At 72.3% G+C, this 17,881-nt stretch carries 15 protein-coding genes; 13 read left to right on the top strand and 2 right to left on the bottom strand.

The features are described 5' to 3' along the window. Window positions 1–127: 127 nt before the first annotated feature. Complete coding sequence (locus BMX65_RS15130) at window positions 128–2,074, bottom strand: AMP-dependent synthetase/ligase (protein WP_075000794.1); 1,947 nt, start codon at window positions 2,072–2,074, stop codon at window positions 128–130. Between the two features lie 455 nt (window positions 2,075–2,529). Between BMX65_RS15130 and BMX65_RS15125 the strand changes: the two genes are divergently transcribed. Next, window positions 2,530–3,201 (top strand): hypothetical protein, encoded by a 672-nt coding sequence (locus BMX65_RS15125; RefSeq protein WP_177214274.1) that lies wholly within the window; start codon window positions 2,530–2,532, stop codon window positions 3,199–3,201. Window positions 3,202–3,245: 44 nt separating this feature from the next. Here the strand turns inward: BMX65_RS15125 and BMX65_RS15120 are convergent, their stop codons facing one another. Further along, window positions 3,246–4,598, bottom strand: a complete 1,353-nt coding sequence (locus BMX65_RS15120) for a PucR family transcriptional regulator (protein ID WP_079171900.1) — start codon at window positions 4,596–4,598, stop codon at window positions 3,246–3,248. 587 nt (window positions 4,599–5,185) lie between these two features. Between BMX65_RS15120 and BMX65_RS15115 the strand changes: the two genes are divergently transcribed. The 12 genes from BMX65_RS15115 (at window position 5,186) to BMX65_RS15060 (ending at window position 17,881) form a co-directional block, all read left to right on the top strand. Further along, the gene (locus tag BMX65_RS15115; protein WP_075000793.1) at window positions 5,186–5,803 is read left to right on the top strand and encodes a hypothetical protein; all 618 of its coding nucleotides are present in this window, start codon (window positions 5,186–5,188) and stop codon (window positions 5,801–5,803) included. A 61-nt stretch (window positions 5,804–5,864) separates the two neighbouring features. Next, a complete protein-coding gene (locus BMX65_RS15110; RefSeq protein WP_075000792.1) occupies window positions 5,865–7,400 on the top strand; it encodes a DUF6801 domain-containing protein in 1,536 nt (511 codons plus the stop codon). A 37-nt stretch (window positions 7,401–7,437) separates the two neighbouring features. Then, the gene (locus BMX65_RS15105) at window positions 7,438–8,532 is read left to right on the top strand and encodes an ABC transporter ATP-binding protein (protein ID WP_075000791.1); all 1,095 of its coding nucleotides are present in this window, start codon (window positions 7,438–7,440) and stop codon (window positions 8,530–8,532) included. Then, on the top strand, window positions 8,529–9,383 hold the full coding sequence (locus tag BMX65_RS15100; RefSeq protein ID WP_075000790.1) for an MlaE family ABC transporter permease: 855 nt from the start codon (window positions 8,529–8,531) through the stop codon (window positions 9,381–9,383). The genes BMX65_RS15105 and BMX65_RS15100 overlap by 4 nt, the downstream gene beginning before the upstream one ends. A gap of 3 nt (window positions 9,384–9,386) precedes the next feature. After that, window positions 9,387–10,208 (top strand): MlaE family ABC transporter permease, encoded by an 822-nt coding sequence (locus tag BMX65_RS15095; protein ID WP_075000789.1) that lies wholly within the window; start codon window positions 9,387–9,389, stop codon window positions 10,206–10,208. Continuing rightward, window positions 10,205–11,473, top strand: coding sequence for an MCE family protein (locus tag BMX65_RS15090; RefSeq protein WP_075000788.1), 1,269 nt, complete (start codon window positions 10,205–10,207; stop codon window positions 11,471–11,473). The genes BMX65_RS15095 and BMX65_RS15090 overlap by 4 nt, the downstream gene beginning before the upstream one ends. Then, on the top strand, window positions 11,470–12,501 hold the full coding sequence (locus tag BMX65_RS15085) for an MCE family protein (RefSeq protein ID WP_075000787.1): 1,032 nt from the start codon (window positions 11,470–11,472) through the stop codon (window positions 12,499–12,501). The genes BMX65_RS15090 and BMX65_RS15085 overlap by 4 nt, the downstream gene beginning before the upstream one ends. After that, window positions 12,498–13,559: an MCE family protein gene (locus BMX65_RS15080; protein WP_075000786.1), complete on the top strand. Its 1,062-nt coding sequence runs from the start codon at window positions 12,498–12,500 to the stop codon at window positions 13,557–13,559. The genes BMX65_RS15085 and BMX65_RS15080 overlap by 4 nt, the downstream gene beginning before the upstream one ends. After that, on the top strand, window positions 13,559–14,722 hold the full coding sequence (locus tag BMX65_RS15075; RefSeq protein WP_075000785.1) for an MCE family protein: 1,164 nt from the start codon (window positions 13,559–13,561) through the stop codon (window positions 14,720–14,722). The genes BMX65_RS15080 and BMX65_RS15075 overlap by 1 nt, the downstream gene beginning before the upstream one ends. Then, a complete protein-coding gene (locus BMX65_RS15070) occupies window positions 14,719–15,906 on the top strand; it encodes an MCE family protein (RefSeq protein WP_075000784.1) in 1,188 nt (395 codons plus the stop codon). Before BMX65_RS15075 ends, BMX65_RS15070 begins: the two co-directional genes overlap by 4 nt. Beyond that, window positions 15,906–17,138: an MlaD family protein gene (locus tag BMX65_RS15065; RefSeq protein WP_075000783.1), complete on the top strand. Its 1,233-nt coding sequence runs from the start codon at window positions 15,906–15,908 to the stop codon at window positions 17,136–17,138. Before BMX65_RS15070 ends, BMX65_RS15065 begins: the two co-directional genes overlap by 1 nt. Further along, window positions 17,135–17,881, top strand: coding sequence for a hypothetical protein (locus BMX65_RS15060; protein WP_338068937.1), 747 nt, complete (start codon window positions 17,135–17,137; stop codon window positions 17,879–17,881). Before BMX65_RS15065 ends, BMX65_RS15060 begins: the two co-directional genes overlap by 4 nt.

Raw genomic sequence — 17,881 nt, 5'->3', positions numbered from 1 at the left:
GGGGGCCTGCGGGCCCCGGGCGGTCCGGGGCGGTCCGGGGCCCGCAGGGGCTCCGGCGCCCCGGCGGCCGGTCCGCTCGCCGCGGCCGGTCCGCTCGCCCGGCGCGGGGGATGTCGGCGGCCGGAGGTCAGCGGCCCGGACCGTCCTGGGCGTAGAGGGCGTCGATGTCGGCGGCGTAGGCCGCGGCCACCGCCGCGCGTCTGACCTTCAGCGACGGTGTCAGCAGACCGTTCTCCTCGGTGAACTCGCCCTCGACGATCCGGAACCGGCGGATGGACTCGGCCGTCGAGACGGCTTCGTTCGCGTGGTCGACGGCGCGCTGCACGGCGGCGACCAGTCCGGGGTCCTCGCACAGTGCGGCGAGCGGAGTGCCGGACGGCCGCTTGCGCACCCGGAGCCAGTGGGCGACCGCCTCCGGGTCGAGGGTGACCAGTGCCGCCACGTAGCGGCGGCCGTCGCCGACGACCATGCACTGCGCGACCGGCGGCCGGCTGCGCAGCCGGTCCTCCAGCGGTGCGGGGGAGACGTTCTTGCCTCCGCTGGTGATGAGGATGTCCTTCTTGCGGCCGACGACGGTCAGATAGCCGTCCTCGTCCAGGGTCCCCAGGTCGCCGGTGGCGAACCAGCCGTCGTTCAGCACCTCGGCGGTCTCCCGGGGGCGGTTGCGGTACCCGCCGAAGACGATGCCGCCCTTGACGAGGATCTCGCCGTCGTCGGCGATGCGCACGGTGGTGCCGGGGACCGGGCGGCCGACGGTACCGGGACGCGGGGCGAGCGGCGGGGTGATGGTGGCGGCCGCCGAGGTCTCGGTGAGGCCGTAGCCCTCGTAGACGGCGATACCGGCCCCCTGGAAGAAGAGGTTCAGCCGGCGGTCCAGGGGCGAACCTCCGCTGATGGCGTAGCGGAGCCTGCCGCCCAGTTCCTGGCGGATCCGCCGGTAGACCAGCAGGTCGTACACGCCCCGGGCCAGCCGCAGGCCCGGCCCCGGGCCCTTGCCGGTGCCCAGGAAGCGGGCCAGATCCGCCTCGCCGCAGCGCACCGCGATCCGGTCCGCGCGGTCGAAGGAGGAGCCGCGGCCCAGCCGCTCGGCCGTCTCCCGCCCGGTGTCGTGGATCTTCTCGAAGAGGTAGGGCACGCCGACGAGGAACGTCGGGCGGAAGGAGCGCATCTCGGGGCGCAGCTCGGCGGGTTTGATGCTGGGGCAGTGTCCGAACTCGATCCGCGCGGTCAGGCACGCGATCTGCAGGGTCCGGCCGAGGATGTGGGCGAGGGGCAGGAAGAGCAGCGTGGCCGCGGTCTGCCCCGTGACCTCCTTGAAGATCGGGTGCAGCAGTTCGACGGTGTTGGCCGCCTCGGCGTGCAGGTTGCCGTGGCTGAGGACGCAGCCCTTGGGCCTGCCGGTGGTGCCCGAGGTGTAGCAGAGGGTGGCGACGGTGCCGGGGCCGAGTGCGGCACGGCGGCGGGTGAGTTCCTCGTCGGGGATCTCCCGGCCCAGTCCGGCGAGCTGCTCCAGTGCCGGGCGGTCGTCCGCCGCGGGGTCGATCCGCCACAGCCGGGGCCGGGGCTCCTGCGCCGCGAGCGCGGGTTCGACCGTGGCGGCGTGCTCGGCCGTCTCCACGAACAGGTGGGCCGCGCCGGAGTCGCGCAGGATCCATTCGACCTGCTCGGCGGAGGAGGTGGCGTAGACGGGGACGGTCTGGCCTCCGGCGGCCCAGACGGCGAAGTCCAGGACGCACCACTCGTAGCGGGTGCGGCACATCACGCCCACCCGGGCCCCGGGCTCCAGCCCCGCCGCGACCAGCCCCTTGGCCGTGTCGGTGACCTCGCGGGCGAAGGCGGCCGCGGAGACGGGCAGCCACCCGTCCGCGGTCCTGCGACGCACGACGGTCGCTTCGGGCGCCTCGGCTGCGTTGCTGAAGGGCAGGTCGGCGAGGCTCCCGGTGGTCGGCGGCGGAGCCAGTGCCGCGGCCCGCGCCGCCCGGATCCGGCCGTTCTCCTCGATCACCTCCACCGGGCCGCGGGCTGCCAGGTCGCTGCGGCGTTTCGCGGTCCTGAGGTTCTTCCGGACGCCCATCTGTTCGGCTCCTGTTCGCGGGTGCGGGGGTGGTGCCTGGGCCGGTGCGCGCTTGGTGACAGGACTGTCAACTTACTGATGCGTAAGGAGAATGCAATGCCCCGGACACAACGCGCCCCCTCCCGGCCCGCGGTGTCCGGCGGCCGGGGTGCCGAGGCGGGGTGGTCGAGCCCCTGCTGCTCAGTCCTCGATGAAGTCCGCCGTGGCATTGCGTCGGCACAGACAAGAAACATCCCTTGCCGCCAGGCTTCGAAAGAAATCAAGGAATGGCTGTTGCATGCTCAGTTACCCGCTCGTAACGTTCAATTCCACCGGGGCGCCGCCATTCCGTCGGCGCCATGGCTCGCGAGTCATATTCGGCCGCATTCCGCGGCCCGGACCCCGTGGTCCGTCCCGAGTCGGCCACGGGGTCCACCCATGCGCGTAAGTGCGTTCCTCGACCTTCAGGAGCTGATATGAGACGCACGCTGTCCGCATCCCCCCGCCGCTCCGCCGCGCGCCGCGCGACCGTGGCCGTCGCGGCCGTCCTCGGCTGCATCGCTCCGGCCCTGGCCGCGGGTGCCGCGCACGCGGACTCCGGAGCCGCCGCAGCACCCGTCCGCCTCGACTACCCGATCACCGGCACCACCCATCTCGCCGGCACCGGCAGCGACCTGGCCCTGGGGCCCGGCACCCTGAAGACCTCGACGGACATGACCACCGGCGCGCTCACCGCGCAGACCCAGCTCCCGGACGCGCCGGGCTCCTTCCGGGCGCTGGGCATCCCGGTCACCGTCACCACGGAGTTCAACGAGGAAGAGCCCACCACCGGAACACTGGACGTGCGGACCGGCGAGGTCAGCACCACCTCGCACCTGACCCTGCGGCTGAAGCACCTCAAGATCGGCGGCATCCCCACCCCGGTCGGGCCGTACTGCAAGACGAAGACCCCGGCGGTCATCGACCTGGACTCCGAGCCCGGGTTCAACGTCTTCAAGGGCGGCAAGCTGAGCGGGACCTACACCGTCCCCGAGTTCGAGCACTGCCTGCTGGCCACCCCCGTCATCAACAGCATGGTGCCGGGCGACGGCAACACCCTCACGCTCGTCCTGGACCAGGCGTCCGCGCCCACCCCCGCCGCCTCCTGACCTCCGCATCGCGCAGGACCCGGCTCCGCCGCTGCCCCGGGGCCTCAGCCGCCCTCGTGCCCCCGGGGCAGTTCCGGCTCCCGGCCCTGCGCGTGGGCGACCCCCGGGTGCCGGGTGCCCGCCCGGCGCCGCAGATGCTGCGCGCGCAGCGCCAGTTCGGTCGCGAACCGCTGGTCGGGGTCGCCGAGCTGGGCGCCGAGCACGCGCTTGAGCGCCCGCATCCGGTAGCGCACCGTCTGCGGGTGCAGATGCAGGATCTCCGCCATCTGGGCCGCCGTCCCCCGTGTCGTCAGCCAGGTGTGCAGCGTGTCGACCAGCCGCTGCTGCTGCCCCGGGGTCAGCCCGGAGAGCGGAGCCAACTGCCGTACGGCCAGCCGCTCGGCCAGCGCCGGGTCGCCCATCAGCCACAGCGTCACCAGATGGTCCTCGCAGCGGGTGAGCCCCGTCTGCGGAAGGGTGCCCGACTCCACGAGGGAGAGCGCCTGCCGCGCCCAGCGCAGCGAGTCGGCCGCGCCGCCCAGTTCCACCGTCACCCCGAGCACCGCGCGGCGGCCCGCCAGCGCGGCCTCCAGCATGGCCGTGCGCGGCTCGTCGATCTCGCCGGGCACCAGCAGATGCGGCCGTTGGTCGCCGAGTTCGGCCAGCACGTCATCGTCCAGCCGACCCGGCAGCCGTAACCCGTTCCGCCCGGCGTCCGGGCTGAGCGCCACCAGGGTCACCCGCTCCGGGATGCGCCAGCCGACCCGGCGGGCCAGTTCGGCCAGCGGAGAGGGCGGCGCGGGGCCCGGATCGGCCGCAGCACGCTGCCCGTCGGCCGCGCCGGAACCGCGCCGCGTGCCCCCGGCATCGGCCACCCCGGCCAGGATCAGCCGCAGCAGCCGCCCCCGCTGCGACTCCCACGCGTCCTCCCCGCCGCCCTTCGCGGCCACGTAGCCCTCGCGGCACAGCGACTCGATCACGTCCGTGTAGGCGAACACCGCGTCGGCGAAGGCGACGATCAGGGAGGCGGGCAGGTCGTACCGGGTGCCCACCGTCGTCGCGCGGCGCAGCCCCACCCGGGCCCCGATCCGCAGCGCCGACTGGAGGCAGTGCAGTCCGCGCCCCTCATGGGCCTCGAACTGGCCCAATCTGCGGCAGAGTTGATCTCGCTCGACGGTGGAGGCCGAGGGGTCGGCGACCAGTTCGACGAAGCTGGAGAGGTTCTGGCGCACGCAGTGCAGCAGCACCGTCCGGTACGCCCCCTCCAGCAGGGGCCGGTACTCGGGCACGGCGCGGCCGATCTCCTGCAGCATCTCCTCGGCCACGACGGGGAGTTCGGGCCACATCACGGAGGCCAGTTCCTGGGGGAGCGCTCCCGGCGCCTGCGTGCGCGCCCGGGACGCTGCTGACTGCACCATGGACGTACCTTCCACTGTCGGCCTCGGAGCGGGACGAAAGCCAACCGGCCAAGGTGGGGGACGAGTCCGGTGTGCACACGGCCGGTGCGGCCGGCGGGCGCTCCGACGGGATGCGTACCGCCTTCCGGAGCCGCGCGGGCCGTGACCCCGAGCCGGTGGGGCTACGGCATCGGCGCTCGCGCACCGCAGACCATAGACCAGCCGACGCGTGGGCGCAGCCCCCTCGGAACGCGGAAGATCGCGGGATGCACGCGGGAGTCACCACGCTGCCACCCTGGCGCGGCGCGCGTCACCGGGCGGGGTCGAGAATGCGCACCTGTTGATGAGCCGCGGGTGGCCGGAACGCCCCGGATGCTCTGTTGTTGACAAGAAAACCAGCGGCCGGAAATCGCCCTGCCGCATCTTGGTCCGAACTATTGCACGGCCGCGTTACCAGTGCGTAACGTCCTGTTCTGTCGCCGCCCAGCAGGGCATACGGAAATGGCGGGCGCAGCGCTACGTGCGATGAGTAATTGCTGTGCTGAGAATGTCGCCCCGGTGCGGAGTACAGCTCTTCAGGATCCCACATCCAACGGAGGGAATGTCACGTGCGCAAATTCACCAGACGAGTAGCGGTCGCGGCCGTCGCCGCCACCGCCGCCCTCGGATTCTCCGCCGCCTCCGCCGCCGCCACGTCCGCGGCGACCTGGACGGTGACCCCGGGCGGGTCGTTCTCGGCGAACGCCGCCAACCCCACCCTGTCCGTACCCAACGCCGACCTCTTCTGCGACGCGTCCGACGCGTCGGGCAGCCTGAAGACCGGATCCGGCAACGCGGGTGCCGGCATCGGCAGCATCGACTCGCTGACCTTCTCCGGCTGCTCCCTGGCCGGGATCAGCTTCGACGTCACCGTCTCCAGCCCGCTGAGCATCAACGCCGAGTCGGTCGACTCCGCCGACCCGGACCGGGTGGTCGGCTCGATCTCGGGCGTCACCGCCTCCATCTCGGACCCGGACGGGCTGTGCACCGCCTCCTTCGCGGGCCCGGGCGGCGCCGACGCCACCGTGACCGGCTACTTCGACAACTCCACCCACCAGCTCGTGATCAACGGCGGCAACCTGGAGGCCACGAGTGCCAACTGCCTCGGGCTGATCAACACCGGCGACTCCGCCACCTTCAACGCCGCCTACGACACCGACCCGGCGCAGACGATCACCGCCGACTGACCGCCGCCGTCCGCCGCACCCGCCCCGGCAGGGGCGGGTGCGGCCCTCTCCGAGGAGTCCCGTGAAGCCCAGCGCGACATCCCGCCGCCGTACCGTGCGGGCCTCAGCCGTGGGGGCCCTCGCGCTGGTCGCCGGGGTACTGCCCGGTGCCGGGTCGCAGGCGCAGGAGCAACGGACACGGCTCACGGCCGACTACGAGTGCGCGTTCCCCTCCGGTACCCGGCAGATCGAGGTCGAGTTCTCCGGGCGGTTCCCCGAGGTGGCCACCGCCGGGCAGCCCGTCCGGATCGGTGCGTTCCACGCCGATGTCGCCCTTCCGCAGCAGGCGTTGGAGAAGCTGCTGCCGGCCGGGACCGAGTCGGTGACCTCGGAGGCCGAGCTGACCGTAGGGGTGGCGCAGGGCGGCAGCTCGGCCGACGCGCGGTGGGACGGGCTGCGGGCCGGCGCCACCCCCGTCCCCGCCGAGCAGGATCTCTCCCTCGCCCACCGCGGCACCGTGCCGCCGGTGACGGCGGCCCGCGGGGGAGAACTCGGCTTCACCGCCGGAGCGCTCGCGCTCGACATCACGCCCGCCGCGCCTGCCACCGAGCAGCCCGCCACCGAGCAGCCCACCGGCGAGAAGCCCGCCACGCCGCCGGCCACCGCTCCGGTGCGGATCGGCTGCCGCCCCGCGGAGAGGCAGGATCTGCTGCTGGCCACGGTGCGGATCGGCGGTCCGGCCGACGGCGCCGGAAGCTCGGCGTCGCCCACTGGGTCCGGGGCGCCCGACCCGTCGGCCTCGCACGAGCGGCCCGAGGAAGAGCAGGACGCCGCGCGCCGCAGCAGCGGCCTCGATGTCGGCACGGCGCAGCTCCCGCCCGCCAGACCCTGCGAACAGGAGCGGCCCACCGGCGAGCTGGACCGCTCCAAACTGCCGGAGCCTCCCCCCGGCATCCCCGTACGGGAGAGTCCGATCGGAGGAATCCATTGGTGTGCCGTCCCGGTGGCCGTGTCCAACGTGTACAAACTGCGGGGCGCCATGGTGATCAACGACCCGCGGGACGGTGCGACCACGGCGAACCTGCTCATCCAGAAGGAGTGGGCGGTCGGTCCGGGCTACAACCAGCTCCGCCACCTGGGCGAGCTCGACCTGCCGGACGCCAGGGCGACCTTCCTGGACTTCGACTTCATGCCGGTCTCCGCCGGGATCGAGTTCACCAGCTCGCCGATGACCATCGTCACGGTGCAGCGCGGCTCCTCCGCGCCGAACTACGCCACCATCTACCTGAGCCAGACCCTGCGGATGCACGACGTGAAGGTCAACGGGGTGCCGCTGGACGTGGGGCCGCGCTGCCGCACCGCCCGGCCCGTCGAGCTGGAGCTCCAGGGCAAGCAGCCCGAGTACGAGGTGCTCAAGGGCGGCATCCTGCGGGCGAAGTTCGAGATCCCGCCCTTCACCGGCTGCGGAACCGGCGGCGAGGACCTCGATCCGCTCTTCACCGCCTCCCTCTCCGGCGGCGGCAACTATCTCAAGCTGGTCCAGGGACCCCCCTGCCTGATGCGGCCCGGCGGCCTGGGCTGTGTCGCCCCGCCCAAGGTCCCGGAGCTGCCGAAGTGACGCCGCGCAGAACACCGCACCGGGAGGGGGCACGGGGATGGGCATCGAAGTAGCCGTCCGGGGGCTGACCAAGTCCTACGGCACCAGGAACATCTGGCAGGACATCACGCTGACCCTGCCCGCCGGGGAGGTCAGCGTCATGCTGGGGCCCTCCGGCACGGGCAAGACCGTCTTCCTCAAGTCGCTGATCGGACTGGTGGAACCCGAGCAGGGCAGCGTGCTGGTCGACGGCGTCGACATGGTGCGCAGCCGGGAGCGCGACGTGTACGAGGCGCGCAAGACATTCGGGCTGATGTTCCAGGACGGGGCGCTGTTCGGCTCGATGAACCTGTTCGACAACATCGCCTTCCCGCTGCGCGAGCACACCCGGAAGAAGGAGTCCGAGATTCGCCGCGTCGTCATGGAGCGGCTGGAGATGGTGGGGCTGATCGGCGACGAGGGCAAGCTGCCGGGCGAGATATCCGGCGGGATGCGCAAACGCGCCGGCCTCGCCCGGGCCCTGGTGCTCGATCCGCAGATCATCCTCTGCGACGAGCCCGACTCCGGGCTCGACCCCGTCCGCACCGCCTTCACCTCCCAGCTCCTGATCGACCTCAACGCGCAGATCGACGCGACGATGCTGATCGTCACCCACAACCTCGACATCGCGGCGACGGTCCCCGACAACATGGGGATGCTCTTCCGCCGCCGCCTGGTCACCTTCGGGCCCCGGGAGGTGTTGCTGACCAGCGAGGAACCGGTCGTCGCGCAGTTCCTCAGCGGCAGCCGGAGCGGGCCCATCGGGATGTCCGAGGAGAAGGACGCGGCCGCCCTCGCGCGGGAGGCCGAGGCGCCGGCCCCCGGACCGCTGAACGCCGTGCCGCGGAAGCTCGTCCCGCAGCTCGAACCCACCCCCGGGCTGCCCGAGCGGCAGGCCGTGCGGCGCCGCCGGGAGCGGGTGCGGGGCCTGCTCGACGACCTGCCGCCGGCCGCGCGCCACGCGGTCGAGGCCGACCTGGCGCAGGACCGGGCGCCGCTGCCGCGGCGCACCAGCACCGCACGCCGGGACGCCGCCGATCCGCAGGCGCCGACCCTCGCCGCCGGCCGCGCGCACCCGGTGGGGGCCGAGGCGGAGCCGAAGGAGCGGTCATGACGGCGACCGAGCACACTCCGCAGCCCGCCGGCGAGAGACCCGGGGAGCCGTCGCCCGCGGCCCCGCCCGCCGCCAGGACACCCGTACCGGGCCTCGGCTTCCTGCGGGAGCCCGGCAGACTGTTCGCGCTGTCGCTCACCGTGCTCCGCGCGGTCTTCCGGCGGCCCTTCCAGTTCCGGGAGTTCGTCGAGCAGTTCTGGTTCATCGCGAGCGTCACCATCCTGCCCGCCGCACTGGTCTCGATCCCGTTCGGCGCCGTCATCGCCCTCCAGGTCGGCTCGCTGACCAGCCAGATCAGCGCCCAGTCCTTCACCGGCGCGGCCAGTGTGCTGGTCAACATCCAGCAGGCCAGCCCGCTGATCGTCGCCCTGCTGATCTCCGGGGCGGCCGGCTCGGCGATCTGCGCCGACCTCGGCTCCCGCACCATCCGCGAGGAGCTGGACGCGATGGAGGTGATGGGCGTCTCGCCCATCCAGCGGCTGGTGGTGCCCCGCGTGCTGGCGACCGTCTGCGTGGCGGTGCTGCTCAACGGCATGGTCTCGGTGGTCGGCACCCTCGGCGGCTACTTCTTCAACGTCGTCCTCCAGGACGGCACCCCGGGTGCCTACCTCGCCGGCTTCTCGGCGCTCGCGCAGCTTCCGGACCTCTACATCAGCGAGACCAAGGCCCTGATCTTCGGGTTCATCGCCGGGATCGTCGCCTCCTACCGGGGGCTCAACCCGCGCGGCGGCCCCAAGGGTGTCGGGGACGCCGTCAACCAGTCCGTCGTCATCACCTTCCTCCTCCTCTTCTTCGTCAACATGGTCCTCACCGGCATCTACCTCCAGCTCGTCCCGCCGAAGGGGGTGTGAGCCATGGCCCGCCCCGCCACCGGACGCCTCTTCGGCTGGCTCGACGAACCCGGCGACCAACTGCTCTTCTACCTCCGCGCGCTGCTGTGGGTCCCCAAGACCCTCCTGCGCTACTCGCGCGAGGTCCAGCGCCTGCTCGCCCAGGTGGCGTTCGGCAGCGGGGGACTGGGCGTGATCGGCGGCACCGTCGGCGTGATGATCGCGATGACCCTCTTCACCGGCACCGTGGTCGGCCTGCAGGGCTACGCGGCACTCGACCAGATCGGCACCGAAGCCTTCACCGGCTTCATCTCCGCCTACTTCAACACCCGGGAGATCGCGCCCCTGGTCGCGGGCCTGGCGCTGTCGGCCACCCTGGGAGCCGGGTTCACCGCGCAACTGGGCGCCATGCGGATCAACGAGGAGATCGACGCACTCGACAGCATGGGCATCCGCTCCATGCCCTACCTCGTCACCACCCGCATCATCGCCGGAGTCGTCGGCATCATCCCGCTCTACGGCATCGGCCTGCTCAGCTCCTACCTCTCCTCCAGGTTCATCACCGTCTTCCACAACGGCCAGTCGGCGGGCACCTACGACCACTACTTCGGGCTGTTCCTCTCCCCGACCGACGTGCTGCTCTCGTTCCTGAAGGTCTTCGTCTTCAGCGTCATGGTGATCCTCACCCACTGCTACTACGGCTACCGCGCCACCGGCGGTCCCGCGGGTGTCGGCATCGCGGTGGGCCGCTCGGTGCGCAACGCGATCGTGCTGATCAGCGTCACCGACTTCTTCCTCAGCCTCGCCCTGTGGGGCGCCACCACCACCGTGAAGGTGGCCGGATGAGCGCCGCCGCACCGCGCCGCAGACTGGCAGGGGTGGCCCTGCTGCTCGTCCCCGCGCTGCTGATCTGGCTCTCGGTGGCCGTCTACGACAAGCAGTTCACCGACGCGGCCGAGATCACCGTGGAGACCTCGCACGCGGGGCACGAGATGCACGTCAACACCGATGTGAAGCTGCGCGGCGTGGTGGTCGGACAGGTGCGGGAGATCACCTCGGACGGCAAGGGCGCCCGGCTGCGGGTCGCGCTGCAGCCCGACAAGCTCGCGCACATCCCCGCCGACGTACGCGCCCAGATGCTGCCCACCACCGTCTTCGGCCAGCGCTACGTCGCGCTCGTCCCGCCCCGGAACCCGGCGCCCCGGCCGATCGAGGCCGGGGCCACCGTCCCGCCGGACCGCAGCCGCAACGCCATCGAACTGGAGCAGGTCCTGGACCACCTGCTGCCCACCCTCACCGCGGTGCAGCCGCAGAAGCTCGCGGCCACCCTGACCGCCGTCTCCCAGGCGCTGGAGGGCCGCGGCAGCAGGCTCGGGGACAACCTCGTCGCGCTGGACCGCTATCTGAAGAAGCTCAACCCCCACCTCCCGGCCCTCAACCAGGACATCAAGGAGCTGGTGAAGGTCAGCAACTTGTACGCCGACACCGCGCCCGGGGTGCTCGACGCGCTCTCCGACTTCGCCACCACCAGCAGCACCCTCGCGGAGAAGGCAGAGGACCTGGCCACCGCCTACGGCACCACCACCGGCACCGCGCGCGAACTGACCGGGTTCCTGCGGGCGAACCGGGAGAACATCATCCGGCTGGCCGGAGCGAGCCGCCCCACGCTGCGGATCCTGGCCGCCCGGTCCCCGTCCTTCCCCTGCACGCTGCGCACCCTCGCCAACTTCGTACCGGTGATGGACCAGGCGCTGGGCAAGGGCAGCGACCGTCCGGGGCTGCACGTCGACCTGGAGGTCACCCGCTCCCGCGGCGCCTACCGGCCCGGCGAGGACGCCCCCGCCTACGGCGGGGAGGCCGGCCAGGGCCCCCGCTGCTACTCGGCCCCCTACCTCGGTCCGGCGGACGGCACCGCCGCCGGGGAGAAGCGCACCGGACCGGCCGGTGCGGGCGCCACCGTCGCCGATGCACGGGGCGGTGCCGGGATGCCCAATTCGCCACAGGAGAACCAGCTCATCAACGAGGTGCTGGCACCGTCGGAGGAGCTGCCGGACTGGAGCAGCGTCCTGGTCGGGCCCACCCTGCGCGGTACGGAGGTGAGACTCAAGTGAAACGCGCCTCCCTCGCCGGGCCGCTCGTCAAATCGCTCGTCTTCATCCTGGTGACCTCCCTCGCCACCGCCGTGCTCGCACTCAGCATCTCCGACACAGGGGTGGGCGAGACCGACTCCTACCGTGCCCGGTTCACCGATGTGACCGGTCTGGTGGAGGGCGACAGCGTACGGATCGCCGGGGTGCGGGTCGGCAAGGTCGAGGAGATCGGCGTCGTCGACCACCGGATCGCCGAGGTGCGGTTCTCCGTGGAGAAGGGCCGCGCCGTGCCCGCCTCGGCACACGCCTCCGTGAAGTACCTCAACATGGTCGGGCAGCGGTACGTGGATCTGAAGCGCGGCAGCGGACCCGTCGGGCGCACCCTGGCCGCGGGCGGCACCATTCCGCTCAGCCGCACCACACCGGCGCTCGACCTCACCCAGCTCTTCAACGGGTTCAAGCCGCTCTTCCAGGGGCTCTCGCCCGAGGACACCAACCAGCTCGCCGGAGAGATCGTCAGCGTCCTCCAGGGCGAGGGCGGCACCGTCACCTCGCTGGTCGGCCACATCAGCTCGCTGACCACCACCCTCGCCCGGCGCGACAAGGTCATCGGCTCACTGATCAAGAACCTGAACTCGGTGCTCAAGACGGTCAACACCAGGGAGAAGGGCTTCAACGAGCTCATCACCAGCCTGCGCGACCTGGTCTCCGGCTTCGCCGGGGACCGCGAGCCGCTGGGCGACGCGGTCACCGCCATGGGCGGACTGGCCACCACCACGGCGGGACTGCTGGAGGAGGGCCGGGCGCCGCTGAAGAAGGACATCCGCCAGTTGGGCCGGCTCTCCCGACAACTCGACAAGGGCACACCCCAGTTCGAGACGTTCCTGCGCACCTCGCCGGAGAAGATGAGGACGCTCGCCCGGCTCGCGTCCTACGGCTCCTGGTTCAACACCTACCTGTGCGAAGCGAGGACGAGCGGACTGACCATGGCCGACGGCAGCGAACCACCCACCGGCATCGCCGTCACCCAGTCGAGGTGCCGGTCATGAGCGGCCGCACGGGACGCAGGACGCCCCGCCTCAAGCCGATGGCGCAGCGCAACCCGATCGCCGTCTGCCTGGTCGGGTTCCTCGTCCTCGCCCTGCTGGGCACCGCCGTCTACCGCGCCGACGACCTGCCGCTCATCGGCGGCGGCACCACCTACACCGCCGAGTTCACCGAGGCGGCCGGGCTGCGGGCCGGGAACGAGGTACGGGTCGCGGGCGTGAAGGTCGGCGAGGTCTCCGCCGTCGCGCTCGACGGTGCCAAGGTCGCCGTCGACTTCGAGGTCGAGGACACCTGGGTGGGCAACGCCAGCCGCGCCGCCATCAGCATCCGCACCCTGCTCGGGGAGAAGTTCCTGGCCCTCGACCCGCTCGGCACCGGCCGCCAGGACCCCGGCCGGCGCATCCCCACCAGCCGCACCACCTCTCCCTACGACGTCACCCAGGCGTTCACCGGGCTCGGCCGCACCTTCGAGGAGATCGACTCCGAGAAGCTGGCCAAGAGCTTCCAGGCCGTCTCCGACACCTTCGAGAACACCCCCGAGGACGTACACGGAGCCGCCGAGGGACTCTCCGCGCTCTCCCGCACCCTCTCGTCGCGGGACACGGAACTGGCCCAACTGCTGCGCGGCAGCAAGAAGCTGACCCGCACCCTCAAGGAGCGCCGCGCGGACTTCAGCACGCTGCTGCGGGACGGCAACCAACTGCTGGCCGAGGTCCGCGCCCGCCGCGCCGCCCTCCACCGGCTCTTCACCGGGACCCGCGACCTGGGCACCGAACTGACCGGACTCGTCGACGACAACAACAAGCAACTGGGCCCCACCCTGCGCGCCCTGGACCGGGTCACCGACGTCCTGCACAAGAACCGCAACCGGCTGGACGCGGCGCTCAAGGTCGCCGGCCCCTACTACCGCCTCATCGGCAACACCCTCGGCAACGGCCGCTGGTTCGACAGCTATCTGTGCGGTCTCGTCCCCGCGCGGTACCTGCCCCCCGGCACCCCGCCCGAGAACGACTGCCGGCCGCCGAAACCGGGAGGCAAGAGCTCGGGAGGCAAGAGCTGATGCGCGCGATCACCACCGGCGGCCGCAGCCCGCTGCGGGCCCGCACGCTCGTACTGGGAACCGTCCTGACCCTGCTGCTCGGCGCCGCGGCCGGCGGAGCGACCGTGCTCGGCGGTTCGCACGGCATGCGCGTCACCGCCTGGTTCGACCGGGCCGTGGGCGTCTACGAGGGGTCCGACCTGCGGATCCTGGGCGTACGCGTCGGCCGGGTGGAGGCGGTCGAGCCGCACGGAAAGCGAGTGGAGGTCACCCTCCTGGTGGACGAGGGCGTCACGGTGCCCGCCGACGCGCGCGCCGTCGTCATCGCACCCAGCCTCGTCTCCGACCGCTACGTGCAGCTCACCCCCGCCTACACGAAGGGGCCCCGGCTCGCGGACGCCGCGGTCCTGCCCTCGGGCCGCAACTCCGTACCGCTGGAGGTCGACGAGCTGTACGCGAGCATCACCGAACTCAGCGACGCGCTCGGCCCCGACGGCGCCAACTCCGACGGCGCGCTCTCCGACCTCCTCACCGTGGGCGCCGAGAACCTGGACGGCAACGGGAAGGCGCTCGGCAAGTCCGTCGAGGAGTTCGGCAAGGCCGCCAAGACGCTCGACGGGAACAGCGGCGACCTCTTCAGCACCGTCGGCTACCTGAAGTCCTTCACCTCCATGCTCAAGCGCAACGACAAGCGGGTGCGCGAGGCGGAGCGCCAGTTGGGCGACGTCACCACCTTCCTCGCCGAGGACAAGGAGAACCTCGCCCGGGCGCTGTCCCAACTCGGCACGGCACTGGGCAAGGTGAAGAAGTTCATCAAGGACAACCGCGGCGATCTGAAGAAGAACGTCACGAAGCTGGCGCCGATCACCCGCACCCTCGTCGAGCAGCGCGCCTCCCTCGCCGAGGCCCTCGACACCGCGCCGCTGGCCGCCGGCAACTTCCTACGGGCCTACAACCCCCGCCGGGGCACCCTCGACAACCGCGCCGACATCAACGAGATCAGCGCCGGCGGCCCCCTCACCCCGGCCGCCGGTGCGGCCTCCGGCGGCACCGCCGGACTGGTGCCCGTCACCCCCGAGGAGCGCAAGGCACTGCCCGCCGTGCCATTGCCACCGACCGGCACCGTCTACGGCACCCCGGACGGTGAACGGCGGGACACCGCCGGAGAGGAGGCCGACGAATGAGCCCTGTCCGCGGCAGGCCCGGCTCCCGGGCCGCCCGCGTCGGCACCGGCGTCACCGCGGCCGCCGTCGCCGCGGCCCTCGGCCTCACGCTGCTGGGCGGCGGGGCCGACCTGCCGCGCTTCACCGGGATCGAGGACCTGCCGCTGCCCGGCGGCGCCGACCTGGGCGACCACCCCTACGAGGTGACCGCCGAGTTCGGCGACGTGCTCAGCCTGGTCCCGCAGTCCGCGGTGAAGGTCAACGACGTCACCGTAGGGAAGGTCACCGACATCTCCCTCTCCGGAAAGGGCTGGACGGCCGAGGTCACCATGCGCGTCGACGGCGACGTCCAGCTCCCCCGCACGCCCTACGCGCGCATCGAGCAGTCCAGCCTGCTCGGCGAGAAGTACGTACAGCTCCTCGCCCCGCCGAAGGAGAAGGCCACCGCAGCCCCCTCGGCAGCCCGCCCGGCCGCCGCGCACGGCTCCGGCCGGGACACCCGCATCCCGCTCTCCCGCACCAACCGCAACCCCGAGGTCGAAGAGGTCCTCGGCGCGCTGTCGATGCTGCTCAACGGTGGCGGCGTCAACCAGCTCAAGACCATCACCACCGAGCTGAACAAGGCCCTGGATGGCAACGAGGAGGAGGTCAGATCCGTGCTCGGCCGCGTCGACAAGCTGGTGGGGAACCTCGACCGGCACAAGGGCGACATCACCCGGGCCCTGGACGGCGTCAACCGGCTCTCCGCGACCCTCGCCGCCCGGAAGAAGAGCATCAGCACCGTGCTGACCGACGTCAGCCCGGGACTGACCACCCTGGAGGACCAGCGGGGCCAGCTCATGACGATGCTCCGCTCCCTCGACACCCTCTCCGAGGTCGCCGTGGACACCGTGGACCGCAGCAAGGACGACATCGTCGCCGACCTCACAGCGCTCGCGCCGACCCTGCGCCGCCTCGCCGAATCCGGCCAGGACCTGCCCGACTCCCTCCAGGTGCTGTTCACCTACCCGTTCACCGACGAGGTGCTGCGCGGCGTCAAGGGCGACTACCTCAACCTGTATCTGGACGTGACGGCGCCGCCCGGCACCACGCTGACCCCGCCACTGGAGGAGGAGCCGATCCCGCAGGACCCGGGCGCCCCCGGGAGCGGCGGCGCGGCGCCGCTCCCGCTCCCCGCCGTCACCGCCACCGGGAGTGAGGGCTGATGCTGACCCGCGCCACCGTCCTGAAGAACATCGCCTTCCTGGCGCTCGCCGTGCTCGTCCTCGGCGTCATCGGAGTGCGCTACGCGGACGTGGGCCGGTACGTGGGCCTCCGCGACTACTTCACCGTCCGCGTCGAACTCGCCCGCACCGGTGGCCTCTACGAGCACGCCGACGTCACCTACCGCGGGGTCTCCGTCGGCCGGGTGGGCGACCTCGATCTGACCGACAGCGGGGTCTCCGCCGAACTGAAGATCAGGAAATCGGCTCCGCGGATCCCCGCCGGACTCACGGCCCATGTCGCCAACCTCTCCGCGGTCGGGGAGCAGTACCTCGACCTGCGGCCCGACACGGACAAGGGACCCTTCCTGCGCGAGGGGTCCGTCATCGGGCAGCCCGACACGACCGTCCCCGCACCTCCCACCAAGGTGCTGGCCAGCGTGGACAACCTGGTCGCCGCCCTGCCGCGCAGCTCCCTGCGCACCGTCGTCGACGAACTGGGCGAGACCTTCGAGGGGCGGGGCGACGACCTGGAGGTCCTGCTCGACACCGGCAGCGAGTTCCTGGACGCCGCCGACGCCGCGGCGCCCGAGACCACCGGACTCATCGTCGACTCCGCGACCGTGCTGCGCACCCAGCGCGAGGAGGGCCGCGCCCTGCGCGCGTTCGCCGACGGCGCCGAGGAACTGCTCGGACAGCTCAAGAAGTCCGACCCCGACCTGCGCCGCCTCATCACCGCCACGCCGGGTGCCGCCACCCAGGTGACCGGCCTGCTGCGGGACCTCGACCCCAGCCTCAGCGTGCTGCTCGCCAATCTCACCACCACCGCCGAACTGACCGTCACCCGGGCGCGCGGCCTGGAGGAACTCCTCGTCGAGCTGCCCCGGGTGGCGGCCGCGGGATCCACGGCCGTCACCCGCGACGGCGCGTCCTTCAGCATGGCCCTCGCCTTCTTCGACCCGCTGCCGTGCACGGCGGGCTACGGCGACACCCCCTACCGGAGCGGCCTGGAGACGGGGAAGGCGCCGCCCCTCAACGACCGTGCCCACTGCGCCTCACCGCCCTCCAGCGGCAAGAACGTCCGGGGCTCGGCCAACGCACCCACCGGAGGGCCGCTGCCCGAACCGGCCCGTCCCGGCGCGTACGCCGCCGGCTCGGCCACCGCACCCGTCGGGGAGGGCGACCCGGGACCCCGCGACATGGCCGGACTGCTCGGGCTGAAGGAGGAGCGATGACGACCGAGGTGAGCGGACGGGAGCCCACCCCCCGGACGGAGCCGGGCCCCGAGAAGGAGACCGGCGGCCGGGAGGAGCCTGCCACCGGGACGCAGTCCATGCCCGAGGAGGAGTCCGGCGGCGAAGCGGCGCGCAGCGCCGAGGAGGAGCCTGCCCGCGGCGCGGAGGCGGCTTCGACGGCGACCCCGGCTGCGGCTCCGGACGCGGCCGGGGAGGCGGCCCAGCCGCTCGGTCCCGCCGGGCAGCGGCCGGTCTGGCCGGCCGCGCTGCTGGTCGCGGCGCTGCTCTTCTGCGCCATCTCCGGGTGGATCTACTGGCGGGCGGACACCGACGACGACCTCGCCTACTCCAGGGCCCGCGATCGGGCCCTGGCAGCCGGCCGCGCCCACCTGGCCACCCTCAACTCCGTCGACGCCGCACATGTCGAGGCCGATCTGCGCGAGTGGCGCCGGGCCGCCACCGGCCCCCTGCGCGACGAGCTCCGCCGCTCGGAGAAGAAGAGCGCGAAGACCCTGCGGGAGCGCGGCGGCACGGTCCGGGCCGAGGTCACCGACGCGGCTCTGACCGGTCTGGACGACACGGCGGGTACCGCGACGCTCATCGCGACCCTGCGGATCCGCACCGCCACCCGCTCCGGCACTCCCGCGACGGACCGCAAACGCATGCGGGCGGGGCTCGAACGCACGGAACAGGGCTGGAAGCTCACCTCGGTGACACCGGTCGCGGTAGGGGAGGAGAGCTGA

It is taken from the genome of Streptomyces qinglanensis (assembly GCF_900111245.1).
Lineage (GTDB): Bacteria > Actinomycetota > Actinomycetes > Streptomycetales > Streptomycetaceae > Streptomyces > Streptomyces qinglanensis.
Note: the sequence above shows the minus strand (reverse complement) of the source record. Positions and strands in the feature narration are given on the sequence as shown.